The organism is Escherichia sp. E14S1, from assembly GCF_004211995.1.
Taxonomy (GTDB): domain Bacteria; phylum Pseudomonadota; class Gammaproteobacteria; order Enterobacterales; family Enterobacteriaceae; genus Escherichia.
Genome location: NZ_RHJQ01000023.1, coordinates 66,498 through 78,625 on the forward strand (window position 1 = coordinate 66,498; position 12,128 = coordinate 78,625).

Here is a 12,128-nt window from a genome sequence, read left to right on the forward strand (position 1 = left end):
AGCACGAAATAATATGCAAAAGTTTGATACCAGGACCTTCCAGGGCTTGATCCTGACCTTACAGGATTACTGGGCTCGCCAGGGCTGCACCATTGTTCAACCATTGGACATGGAAGTCGGCGCGGGAACCTCTCACCCAATGACCTGTCTGCGCGCGCTGGGGCCAGAACCGATGGCGGCTGCTTATGTTCAGCCTTCTCGTCGCCCGACCGATGGTCGCTACGGCGAAAACCCCAACCGTTTACAGCACTACTATCAGTTCCAGGTGGTGATTAAGCCATCGCCGGACAATATTCAGGAGCTGTACCTCGGTTCTCTGAAAGAGCTGGGCATGGACCCGACTATCCACGATATCCGTTTCGTGGAAGATAACTGGGAAAACCCGACGCTGGGTGCCTGGGGGCTGGGCTGGGAAGTGTGGCTGAACGGCATGGAAGTGACGCAGTTCACTTACTTCCAGCAGGTTGGTGGTCTGGAGTGTAAACCGGTTACCGGCGAGATCACCTACGGTCTGGAACGTCTGGCAATGTACATTCAGGGCGTAGACAGCGTTTACGACCTGGTCTGGAGCGACGGCCCGCTGGGTAAAACCACCTACGGCGACGTGTTCCATCAGAACGAAGTGGAGCAGTCCACTTACAACTTCGAATACGCGGATGTGGACTTCCTGTTCACCTGCTTCGAGCAGTACGAGAAAGAAGCCCAGCAGCTGCTGGCGCTGGAAAGTCCGCTGCCGCTGCCAGCCTACGAGCGTATTCTGAAAGCCGCCCACAGCTTCAACCTGCTGGATGCGCGTAAAGCCATCTCCGTCACCGAGCGTCAGCGCTACATTCTGCGCATTCGCACCCTGACCAAAGCAGTGGCAGAAGCATACTACGCTTCCCGTGAAGCCCTCGGCTTCCCGATGTGCAACAAAGATAAGTAAGAGGCGGCTATGTCTGAGAAAACTTTTCTGGTGGAAATCGGCACTGAAGAGCTGCCACCAAAAGCACTGCGCAGCCTGGCAGAGTCCTTTGCTGCGAACTTTACTGCGGAGCTGGATAACGCTGGCCTCGCACACGGCACCGTTCAATGGTTTGCTGCTCCGCGTCGTCTGGCGCTGAAAGTAGCTAACCTGGCGGAAGCACAGCCGGATCGCGAAATCGAAAAACGTGGCCCGGCAATTGCCCAGGCGTTCGACGCCGAAGGTAAACCGAGCAAAGCGGCAGAAGGTTGGGCGCGTGGTTGCGGTATTACCGTTGACCAGGCAGAGCGCCTGACCACTGACAAAGGTGAATGGCTGCTGTATCGCGCCCACGTGAAAGGCGAAAGTACCGAAGCACTGCTGCCGAATATGGTTGCGACTTCGCTGGCGAAACTGCCGATCCCGAAACTGATGCGCTGGGGCGCGTCTGACGTACACTTCGTGCGTCCGGTTCACACCGTAACCCTGCTGCTGGGCGACAAAGTTATTCCGGCGACGATCCTGGGCATTCAGTCCGATCGCGTGATTCGCGGTCACCGCTTTATGGGCGAACCGGAATTCACTATCGACAATGCCGATCAGTATCCGGAGATTCTGCGTGAGCGCGGGAAAGTCATCGCCGATTATGAAGAACGTAAGGCGAAGATTAAAGCCGATGCCGAAGAAGCAGCGCGTAAGATTGGCGGTAACGCTGACTTAAGCGAAAACCTGCTGGAAGAAGTGGCTTCTCTGGTTGAATGGCCGGTTGTGCTGACTGCGAAATTCGAAGAGAAATTCCTCGCGGTGCCATCTGAAGCCCTGGTTTACACCATGAAAGGTGATCAGAAATACTTCCCTGTGTACGCGAACGACGGCAAACTGCTGCCGAACTTTATCTTCGTTGCCAACATCGAATCGAAAGATCCGCAGCAAATTATTTCTGGTAACGAAAAGGTTGTTCGTCCACGCCTGGCGGATGCCGAGTTCTTCTTCAACACCGACCGTAAAAAACGTCTGGAAGATAACCTGCCGCGCCTGCAAACCGTGCTGTTCCAGCAACAGCTTGGCACACTGCGTGACAAAACTGACCGCATCCAGGCACTGGCTGGTTGGATTGCTGAACAGATTGGCGCTGACGTCAACCACGCAACCCGTGCGGGTCTGCTGTCTAAGTGTGACCTGATGACCAACATGGTCTTCGAGTTCACCGACACCCAGGGCGTTATGGGGATGCACTACGCGCGTCACGATGGCGAAGCGGAAGATGTCGCGGTAGCTCTGAACGAGCAGTATCAGCCGCGTTTTGCCGGTGATGACCTGCCGTCTAACCCGGTAGCCTGTGCGCTGGCGATTGCTGACAAGATGGATACCCTGGCGGGTATCTTCGGTATTGGTCAGCATCCGAAAGGCGACAAAGACCCGTTTGCGCTGCGTCGTGCCGCACTTGGCGTGCTGCGTATTATCGTTGAGAAGAACCTCAACCTTGATCTGCAAACGCTGACCGAAGAAGCGGTGCGCTTGTACGGTGATAAGCTGACCAACGCCAACGTGGTTGATGACGTTATCGACTTTATGCTTGGTCGCTTCCGCGCCTGGTATCAGGACGAAGGTTACACCGTTGACACCATCCAGGCGGTACTGGCGCGTCGTCCGACTCGTCCGGCAGATTTCGATGCTCGTATGAAAGCAGTATCGCACTTCCGTACGCTGGATGCGGCTGCAGCACTGGCGGCGGCGAACAAACGTGTATCCAACATTCTGGCGAAATCTGCCGAAGTGCTGAGCGATCGCGTTAATGCCTCTACCCTGAAAGAGCCGGAAGAAATTAAGCTGGCGATGCAGGTTGTGGTGCTGCGCGACAAACTGGAGCCGTACTTTGCTGAAGGTCGTTACCAGGATGCGCTGGTCGAACTGGCCGAGTTGCGTGAACCGGTAGATGCTTTCTTCGATAAAGTGATGGTCATGGTTGATGACAAAGATCTGCGTATCAACCGTCTGACCATGCTGGAAAAACTGCGCGAATTATTCCTGCGCGTTGCGGATATTTCGCTGTTGCAGTAATAACACTGTTATTAAATAGCCTGCCACTTGGCAGGCTTTTTTTATAGCTAAATAATACAGCTACCTTTAATAATTTTCTGCTGAATAAAAATTATCTCATATATTAATTTCATGAGATTTTTTTAGGATTTTATTAAGGAGAGGAAAGGAATTTATTACGCTAGAATAGCTGTGGGTGCTTGAGACTGTTTGTCTCAGGTATTCACCGAAAGGCAGACAGAGAAAAGCCCCACCTGACTATAAATCAAAGTGAGGCTACCTCTATGCCTGAACACCATAAGGTTAGCCTCTTACTCGTTGGAAATCAACACAGGAGGCTGGGAATGCCGCAAAAATACGGATTACTTTCTTTAATAGTGATTTGTTTCACGCTTTTATTTTTCACCTGGATGGTAAGAGATTCACTGTGTGAATTGCATATTAAACAGGGGAGTTATGAGCTGGCGGCATTTTTAGCCTGCAATTTGAAAGAGTAAGAGTCTTCGGCGGGAAGTTATTCCCGCCTTTCTTACGGTGTTGGGTATTCTCAATGCACCCTAATTTATTTCCTTGATGAATATTATTTAAAAAATGCGAATGGATTTGGCTATTAAATAGGTTTTTAATTGAGAACATGAATGGTTCGGAGCCTTCATGAATAAACTGCTTTTACTGTTGATAATGCTTTATCAACGACATCTTTCTCCTCGCAAAGGATATCGCTGTGCTTACAGTGTGTTGCACCAAACGCAGGGATGTTCGGGAGCGGTCAAAGAGATTATTCAACAGAAAGGTGTTATTGCAGGCTGGGGCGAGATACGTCAGCGTTTTGCAGATTGCCGACTTGCGGCACAGACAATCAGGCAGAAGCAACACCTGAACGAGGTTATACGTAAAAAGAAGAATAATGATTGTGATTGTTCCGGGTGTGATGGTGCGGCCTGTCGTGATTGCCATATCCCGGACTTTTGCCCGGACATCCCGGTGCCGGATCTGGATTGTTCCTGCGACTGTTCTTCTCTACATTTAAAGCGGTTTTTCCAATAAAAAAATCCCCGCCAAATGGCAGGGATCTTAGATTCTGTGCTTTAAAGCAGAGATTACAGGCTGGTTACGTTACCAGCTGCCGGGCCTTTAGCGCCGCTTTCGATGGTGAAGGACACTTTCTGACCTTCGTCCAGAGATTTGTAACCATCGTTCTGGATAGCAGAGAAGTGTACGAACACGTCTTTAGAGCCATCGTCAGGAGTGATGAAGCCGAAGCCTTTGTCAGCGTTGAACCATTTTACGATACCAGTCATTTTACCGGACATAGTGTATTACCTTTAATAATTAAGTGTGCCTTTCGGCGATATGGCGTGCTTTACAGATTTTGAAGCGTTAAAGGAAATGTGCACTACGAGGGGTATCAACGATAACTCTTGAAGGGACTTGCCTTACTACACTGCTTTAATGGTCTGTACGTCAAACCGTTGATGTGCATTAAGCCACGCATTGGAGGTGGATGCAACAATTATTTTTCAAATTTATGATTAATCGGTCGGAAAACGGCCCTGTCATCAGGACCGTAAACATCAAAAAAGTTAATAAAACTCTATTCCATCAACTGCTTACTTAATGCCGGATTGGCCTGAATCAGACGCATTAATTTTAGTTCAGCACTGGAAGGCTTCACTCGTCTGGATTCCCATTCCTTTACCATCGCAACGGATACGCCCAAAACACGAGCGAAATCATCAATTTTTAACCCCGTTCCTTTGCGTAATTGCTCAATCTCGGTACAGGGCGTAGGTCTGTGCATCAGGGTAATCTTCTGTGTTTCATCTTTAAAAACAATTTGTTCCAGGCTGCTCAACAGCTCAAGCATTGGATCTTTATATTCCATTGAAAACTCCTCAAATCACACTGCGGGATCGTGAATTGCATTGAAGCTCATTAAGAATAGTCGGGAAACACAGACTCAGCGGGAAGCAACCAGAGTGTGATTCGATTCAGCCTATCAATAACTGTGACTTATAGTTGCCTAACGATATGATTAATGCCGATATATTTCGCAGAATCCCGGATTGTAAAGATTCCGAAAATTTCACCTACCTAAGAGAAGTAAAGTCCTGGCTAAAAAACGCAATAGCAATGCCTGTTTTTAACAATGAAACAACAAATTAACCTTCCTTCATTTTCTACATCATTTTCCCAGGAAGATTATGCATAAAGGGTATCTTGCAAGCTTGTCCTGGACTATCCTTGTCACGTCAGACACGCGTGTGTCGTTGTGCGCTTTTTTTGGGTGAAAGGAGTAAGAAAATGGCGACAGGAAAGTCCTGCTCTCGCTGGTTTGCGCCTCTTGCGGCGTTATTAATGGTAGTTAGCCTGAGTGGGTGTTTTGATAAAGAAGGCGATCAGCGTAAAGCGTTTATCGACTTCCTGCAGAATACAGTGATGCGTAGCGGTGAACGTCTACCAACCCTGACTGCCGATCAGAAAAAACAATTTGGTCCTTTTGTCTCTGATTACGCGATTCTGTATGGCTATTCCCAACAGGTGAATCAGGCGATGGATTCCGGTCTACGTCCGGTTGTAGACAGCGTTAACGCAATTCGTGCACCACAGGATTATGTCACGCAAAGTGGTCCGCTGCGTGAAATGAACGGTTCGCTGGGTGTACTGGCGCAACAGCTACAAAATGCGAAGTTGCAGGCCGATGCTGCGCACTCTGCGCTGAAACAGACTGATGATCTGAAGCCGGTCTTTGATCAGGCATTCACCAAAGTGGTGACGACACCGGCTGATGCGTTACAACCGTTGATTCCGGCGGCACAAACCTTTACACAACAACTGGTAATGGTTGGGGACTATATTTCCCAGCAGGGTACTCAGGTAAGCTTTGTGGCGAATGGCATTCAGTTCCCGACTTCGCAGCAGGCGAGTGAATATAACAAACTGATTGCGCCATTACCGGCACAACATCAGGCGTTTAATCAGGCCTGGACCGCAGCAGTAACTGCAACCCAATAAAGAGTAAAAGCCCGGGAGATTTTCGGGCTTTTCTCCACGCAGTCGCGGTTATTCCGCGACTTGCGGATTCACACAGTTCTTCTCGACATTCCCTTGTAACGCATTAATCAAATTATCCACCGCACAGGCGGCCATGCCATAACGCGTCTCATGAGTAGCAGAACCAATATGTGGGACTGCGACGACATTTGCCATTGAGAGCAGCGGTGAATCTACTGACAGTGGCTCTTGTTCGAAGACATCCAGTCCGGCGGCGTGAATTTCCCCTTTCTGCAATGCCGCAATCAGTGCATTTTCGTCAACCACCGGTCCACGTCCTGCATTAATGAAGATGGCGGAGGATTTCATTTTGGCGAATTGTTCAGCGCCAAACAGGTGATGCGTTTCTTCAGTTAGCGGCAGGATCAGGCAAACGAAATCCGATTCTTGTAGCAGCGTATCCAGATCGCAATAACGGGCGTTAAAGCGTTCTTCAGCTTCTTTATGGTGGCGGCGAGCGTTATAGAGAATCGGCATGTTGAAGCCAAAGTGCGCCCGTTGTGCCAGTGCCATGCCGATCCGTCCCATCCCGACAATGCCAAGAGTTTTATGATGCACGTCGCTGCCGTACCAGTCCGGGCCAATGCTCGCGGTCCATTCGCCTGCTTTTACGCGTTCTGCTACCTCGACAACCCGACGCGCGGTACACAGCACCAATGCCATCAGTGTATCGGCCACCGTTTCCGTTAATACGGTTGGCGTATGCATTAGCAGGATTTTTCGGGCGGTAAGCGCATCGACATCGAAATTGTCGTAGCCTACAGAGATAGTTGATGTGGCACGCAGTTTCGGCATTTTGTCCAGCAACGCGGCATCAACATTTTCATTTGAACCTAACAAGCCCTCGGCTTCGGCAAAAATTTCCGCGTTTTGCGCGACGGTCTGTGGAGTGAGGTCTGTCACCTGGTGAACGGTGAAATGTGCTTGCAGGCGTTGCAGTAAATCATCAGGTAAGGCTTTGTAGAGGATAACGGACGGCTTCATGCTTCTCTCCATTCACTGATAAGGCGATCACCTTAGCCTGAAAAATGAAGCAGGAAAACCTAAGAATACCAGGTGATTGAATCACCACCTGGCATGAAAGTGATTACAGCGGGCTTAAGGTAATTTCTACGCGACGGTTTTGGGCTTTGCCTTCTGCGGTGCTGTTGCTGGCGATCGGGTTAGCCGGACCAAGACCCTGGGTACGAATACGGCTGGCGTCAACGCCCTGGGTAATCAACGCGCTGGCAACGGAATCTGCACGCTGCTGCGACAGACGCATGTTCAGGTCATGACCACCAGTGCTGTCGGTGTAGCCAATCACGTTAACCGCCGTTTTCGGGTACTCTTTCAGTACCATTGCAACACCGGTCAGGGTGTTAGCACCTGCTGGTTTCAGAGTGGCGCTGCTGCTGTCGAAGGTCACATTGTTCGGCATGTTGAGGATAATGTTGTCCCCGCTGCGCGTTACGCTAACGCCGGTGCCGCGCATTTTGTCGCGCAGTTTCGCTTCCTGCACATCCATGTAATAGCCAACGCCGCCGCCCAGTGCCGCGCCTGCTGCTGCGCCAATCAGTGCGCCTTTACCACGATCTTTCTTCGAAGAAGAGAGTGCGCCAATGCCCGCGCCAACGAGAGAGCCCAGACCCGCGCCAATAGCAGATTTACCCGCTTCGCGTTCGCCAGTGTAAGGGTTAGTTGTACAACCAGATACCGCCAGAGCGCCACTCACAACGGCGGCAATAAGATAAACACGTTTCTTCATTGTTAATCCTTAATAACCTTTTTATTCTTTGCCACGGGTTTCGTGGCGGAAGATTATGCCGTGTGAACATGAAGATTATTCCTGGGAATACTCGGAAATTTGTAAGTAATATTTAACTGCTCAATACATCTAACTTTTCAGGAGCCTTCGGTTTGGCCAACTCATCCTCACGTTATTCTGTTCTTACTGCCGCCCACTGGGGCCCAATGCTGGTTGAAACCGACGGTGAAACAGTTTTCACCTCGCGTGGTGCGTTAACCACAGGAATGGAAAACTCCTTGCAGAGTGCGGTTCGCGACCAGGTTCATAGCAATACGCGGGTGCGATTTCCGATGGTGCGTAAAGGCTTTCTTGCGTCACCAGAAAATCCACAAGGAATTCGCGGGCAGGACGAATTTGTTCGCGTGAGTTGGGATGAGGCACTGGATCTTATTCACCAACAACACAAACGCATTCGCGGAACTTATGGTCCGGCGTCGATTTTTGCCGGTTCCTACGGTTGGCGTTCAAATGGCGTGCTGCATAAAGCGTCAACCTTGTTACAACGCTATATGGCGCTGGCAGGCGGCTATACCGGCCATCTGGGGGATTATTCGACCGGCGCAGCACAGGCGATCATGCCGTATGTTGTGGGCGGCAGCGAAGTTTATCAACAGCAGACCAGCTGGCCGTTGGTGCTGCAACACAGCGATGTGGTGGTGCTGTGGAGTGCTAACCCTCTAAATACGCTGAAAATTGCGTGGAATGCGTCTGATGAGCAGGGGCTTTCTTACTTTTGTGCACTGCGTGACAGTGGGAAAAAGCTGATCTGCATTGATCCAATGCGATCGGAAACCGTCGATTTCTTTGGCGACAAAATAGAGTGGGTAGCTCCACATATGGGCACCGACGTAGCACTGATGCTGGGGATCGCCCATACGCTGGTGGAAAATGGCTGGCACGACGAGGCATTTCTGGCACGTTGTACCACAGGTTATGACGTCTTCGCCGCTTATTTGCTGGGCGAGAGCGATGGCATTGCGAAAACTGCCGAATGGGCGGCGGAGATTTGTGGTGTTGGCGCAGAGAAAATCCGCGAACTGGCGGCTATTTTCCATCAAAATACCACCATGCTGATGGCTGGTTGGGGAATGCAACGCCAACAGTTTGGCGAGCAGAAACACTGGATGCTCGTCACGCTGGCGGCAATGTTGGGGCAAATCGGTACACCAGGTGGCGGTTTTGGGCTTTCTTATCATTTTGCCAACGGTGGTAATCCCACGCGCCGCGCTGCGGTGCTTTCATCCATGCAGGGCAGTTTGCCGGAGGGCACCGATGCGGTAGATAAAATCCCCGTAGCTCGCATTGTTGAAGCTCTGGAAAATCCTGGCGGCGCGTATCAACACAACGGCATGAACCGACATTTTCCGGATATTCGTTTTATCTGGTGGGCGGGCGGTGCCAACTTTACCCACCACCAGGATACCAATCGCTTGATCCGCGCCTGGCAAAAACCGGAGCTGGTGGTGATATCGGAATGTTTCTGGACGGCGGCGGCGAAACACGCCGATATCGTCCTCCCCGCGACCACCTCATTTGAGCGTAACGATCTCACTATGACTGGTGATTACAGCAATCAGCATCTGGTGCCGATGAAGCAAGTAGTGCCACCGCGCGATGAAGCGCGTAATGATTTTGATGTTTTTGCTGAGTTAAGTGAGCGCTGGGAGAAGGGCGGCTATACACGGTTTACGGAAGGGAAAAGTGAGCTGCAATGGCTGGAAACGTTCTATAACGTTGCGCGGCAACGTGGGGCAAGTCAGCAGGTACACTTGCCGCCGTTTGACGAGTTCTGGGAAGCCAACCAGTTAATTGAGATGCCAGAAAACCCAACCAGCGAACAGTTTATTCGGTTTGCTGATTTTCGCCGCGCCCCACAGGCGCATCCGTTAAAAACTGCCAGTGGTAAGATTGAAATCTTCTCGCAGCGTATCGCGGATTACGGTTACCCTGATTGTCCAGGGCATCCCATGTGGCTGGAGCCGGATGAGTGGCAGGGCAACGCCGAACCGGAACAGTTGCAGGTACTTTCTGCTCATCCGGCGCATCGTCTGCACAGTCAGTTGAATTACAGTTCCCTGCGCGAATTGTACGCGGTGGCAAATCGAGAACCTGTCACCATTCATCCTGTAGATGCACAGGCGCGCGGTATACAAGATGGTGATACTGTTCGGCTGTGGAACTCACGCGGGCAAATCCTTGCCGGAGCGGTGATTAGCGAAGGTATCAAACCCGGTGTGATGTGCATTCACGAAGGGGCATGGCCGGATCTGGATTTTACTGCTGGCGGGATTTGTAAGAACGGTGCGGTGAATGTGCTGACCAAAGACCTCCCAAGCTCGCGGCTGGGGAATGGCTGTGCAGGTAACACGGCGCTGGCGTGGCTGGAAAAATACACTGGCCCTGAACTTACGCTTACGGCGTTTGATCCGCCTGCCAGTCCATAATCCAGGTAGGGAGTTGAGTTTCCTCCTGCCATGCGCAGTCGACAATGCGAAAGCCTTGCGCATGATAAAAACTTATCGCTGGTTGGTTTTTCTGGTAAACCTCCAGCAATAAATGGGGATGGCGTTGTTGCATATGTTGCATTAACGCCTTGCCGATACCGCGCCTGACAGCCTTCGGTGCGACAAACATCGCTGCCAGAAATCGCCCTTCCATTACGCTGACAAAACCGAGAAATTCACCGCTTTCTTCCCACACCCAGTTTTGTGCGTTAGCAAGATATGCATCACGCACCAGTGGAATGCAGTCACGCCAGTAACTCTCTTCTATAAAGGGATGTCCCCAGGTTGTGCTTTCCAGCCACAGTTCAAGGATCGCGGGCAGCTCAGAACGTTGCGCTTGTCTAATCATGCCTTATTCCCCGGATGGCAACAGCAGCCAACCACATGATCGTTCACCAGCCCACACGCCTGCATAAAGGAGTAACAAATCGTCGAGCCTACAAATTTAAAGCCACTTTTTTTCAATGCCTTAGAGAGTGCGTCGGAGGCAGGTGTCGACGAGGGGATTTCGCTCAACGTTGTGGCTTGTGTCACCTGTGGCTGATGATTTACGAACGACCAGACAAAATCGGCAAACGGTTCGCCGTTCTCTTCCATTTGCAGGTATGCACGCGCATTGCCAATAATGGCCTGAATCTTCCCGCGATGGCGGATAATCCCGGCGTCCTGAACCAGTCTTTCGACATCCTCTTCCTGCATTGCCGCAACTTTTACTGGATCGAACTGATGAAAACAGGCGCGATAATTTTCTCGTTTTTTGAGGACGGTAATCCAGGACAGCCCCGCTTGTTGACCTTCAAGGCAGATCATTTCGAACAGTTTTTTACTGTCAGTTTCAGGCACGCCCCACTCTTCATCGTGGTAGGCAATATAAAGCGGGTCCTGACTCACCCAGCCGCAACGTTCCATACTTTCCCTCGCTATGTACCTGTTCGTAAAAATTTCACCGGCTTTTCTTGACGCACCGGTGAAAAAGTCAATATTTAATACAGGACTACTATGCCCGATATCTTTCATACAATGACAATAATAATGCCGAATTCGGCTCTTCCCTGGAGTCGTGTTAATGATCATAAAAAAATGTGGTGGTCGCCAGACGTTAAGTCTACTGGCGAGCGTGGTAATCAATTCCTTTTTTCTCAGCACAGCTTACGCCTGGCAACAAGAATATATCGTTGATACGCAACCCGGACATACCACGGAGCGTTACACCTGGGATAGCGATCACCAACCGGATTACAACGATATTTTGTCGCAACGTATTCAAAGCAGCCAAAGAGTGCTGGGACTGGACGTTAATCTGGCGGAAGAAACGCCTGCGGATGTAACCAGCAGCATGAGTATGGGCTGGAATTTCCCTTTATATGAACACGTTACGACTGGCCCGGTTGCCGCATTGCATTACGACGGTACGACCACTTCGATGTATAACGAGTTTGGCGACAGCACGGCAATGCTGACCGATCCGTTATGGCATGCCAGCGTCAGTACGTTAGGCTGGCGTGTTGATTCCCGACTTGGCGATTTCCGCCCCTGGGCGCAAATCAGCTACAACCAGCAATTTGGTGAAAATATCTGGAAGGCTCAATCAGGCCTAAGTCGCATGACAGCGGCAAATCAGAATGGTAACTGGCTCGATGTGACCGTAGGAGCCGATATGTTGCTTAACCAACATATTGCCGCCTATGCCGCGTTATCCCAGGCGGAGAATAGCGCCAATGATAGTGATTACTTGTATACCATGGGCGTTAGCGCCAGATTTTAACGAATTGGTCACAATCAAAGCCCGGCAATAACA

The 12,128-nt window shown here is 50.7% G+C and carries 13 protein-coding genes; 7 read left to right on the forward strand and 6 right to left on the reverse strand.

The window, feature by feature from the left end; all coding sequences use genetic code 11:
- Nucleotides 1–13 precede the first annotated feature (13 nt).
- The 4 genes from glyQ (at nt 14) to yidD (ending at nt 4,030) form a co-directional block, all read left to right on the forward strand.
- Complete coding sequence (gene glyQ, locus D9734_RS20280; RefSeq protein WP_001168547.1) at nt 14–925, forward strand: glycine--tRNA ligase subunit alpha; 912 nt, start codon at nt 14–16, stop codon at nt 923–925.
- A gap of 9 nt (nt 926–934) precedes the next feature.
- Nucleotides 935–3,004: a glycine--tRNA ligase subunit beta gene (glyS, locus tag D9734_RS20285; RefSeq protein WP_130210052.1), complete on the forward strand. Its 2,070-nt coding sequence runs from the start codon at nt 935–937 to the stop codon at nt 3,002–3,004.
- A 323-nt stretch (nt 3,005–3,327) separates the two neighbouring features.
- Entirely contained in the window at nt 3,328–3,480 is a 153-nt protein-coding gene (hokA, locus tag D9734_RS20290; RefSeq protein WP_001135725.1) for a type I toxin-antitoxin system toxin HokA, read from the forward strand.
- 157 nt (nt 3,481–3,637) lie between these two features.
- Entirely contained in the window at nt 3,638–4,030 is a 393-nt protein-coding gene (gene yidD / locus D9734_RS20295; protein WP_130210054.1) for a membrane protein insertion efficiency factor YidD, read from the forward strand.
- 53 nt (nt 4,031–4,083) lie between these two features.
- Here yidD and cspA read toward each other — a convergent pair whose 3' ends face one another.
- Nucleotides 4,084–4,296, reverse strand: coding sequence for an RNA chaperone/antiterminator CspA (gene cspA, locus D9734_RS20300; protein ID WP_000014594.1), 213 nt, complete (start codon nt 4,294–4,296; stop codon nt 4,084–4,086).
- A gap of 281 nt (nt 4,297–4,577) precedes the next feature.
- Nucleotides 4,578–4,868, reverse strand: coding sequence for an HTH-type transcriptional regulator (locus D9734_RS20305; RefSeq protein WP_130210056.1), 291 nt, complete (start codon nt 4,866–4,868; stop codon nt 4,578–4,580).
- Nucleotides 4,869–5,287: 419 nt separating this feature from the next.
- On the opposite strand from D9734_RS20305, the gene D9734_RS20310 reads away from it, so the two are divergent.
- A complete protein-coding gene (locus D9734_RS20310) occupies nt 5,288–5,998 on the forward strand; it encodes a DUF3053 domain-containing protein (RefSeq protein ID WP_130210058.1) in 711 nt (236 codons plus the stop codon).
- 48 nt (nt 5,999–6,046) lie between these two features.
- On the opposite strand, the gene ghrB is transcribed toward D9734_RS20310, so the two are convergent.
- Nucleotides 6,047–7,021, reverse strand: a complete 975-nt coding sequence (gene ghrB, locus D9734_RS20315) for a glyoxylate/hydroxypyruvate reductase GhrB (protein WP_130210060.1) — start codon at nt 7,019–7,021, stop codon at nt 6,047–6,049.
- Nucleotides 7,022–7,124: 103 nt separating this feature from the next.
- On the reverse strand, nt 7,125–7,784 hold the full coding sequence (locus D9734_RS20320; RefSeq protein ID WP_000747625.1) for an OmpA family lipoprotein: 660 nt from the start codon (nt 7,782–7,784) through the stop codon (nt 7,125–7,127).
- A gap of 152 nt (nt 7,785–7,936) precedes the next feature.
- On the opposite strand from D9734_RS20320, the gene bisC reads away from it, so the two are divergent.
- Nucleotides 7,937–10,270 (forward strand): biotin sulfoxide reductase, encoded by a 2,334-nt coding sequence (gene bisC / locus D9734_RS20325; RefSeq protein ID WP_130210062.1) that lies wholly within the window; start codon nt 7,937–7,939, stop codon nt 10,268–10,270.
- Here bisC and D9734_RS20330 read toward each other — a convergent pair.
- Together D9734_RS20330 and tag are read right to left on the reverse strand one after the other, a co-directional pair.
- Complete coding sequence (locus tag D9734_RS20330) at nt 10,239–10,679, reverse strand: N-acetyltransferase (protein ID WP_130210064.1); 441 nt, start codon at nt 10,677–10,679, stop codon at nt 10,239–10,241. The two genes, bisC and D9734_RS20330, sit on opposite strands and share 32 nt — an antisense overlap.
- Nucleotides 10,676–11,239: a DNA-3-methyladenine glycosylase I gene (tag, locus tag D9734_RS20335; protein ID WP_130210066.1), complete on the reverse strand. Its 564-nt coding sequence runs from the start codon at nt 11,237–11,239 to the stop codon at nt 10,676–10,678. The genes D9734_RS20330 and tag overlap by 4 nt, the downstream gene beginning before the upstream one ends.
- A 157-nt stretch (nt 11,240–11,396) precedes the next feature.
- On the opposite strand from tag, the gene D9734_RS20340 reads away from it, so the two are divergent.
- On the forward strand, nt 11,397–12,095 hold the full coding sequence (locus tag D9734_RS20340; protein WP_130210068.1) for an autotransporter outer membrane beta-barrel domain-containing protein: 699 nt from the start codon (nt 11,397–11,399) through the stop codon (nt 12,093–12,095).
- Nucleotides 12,096–12,128: the final 33 nt, after the last annotated feature.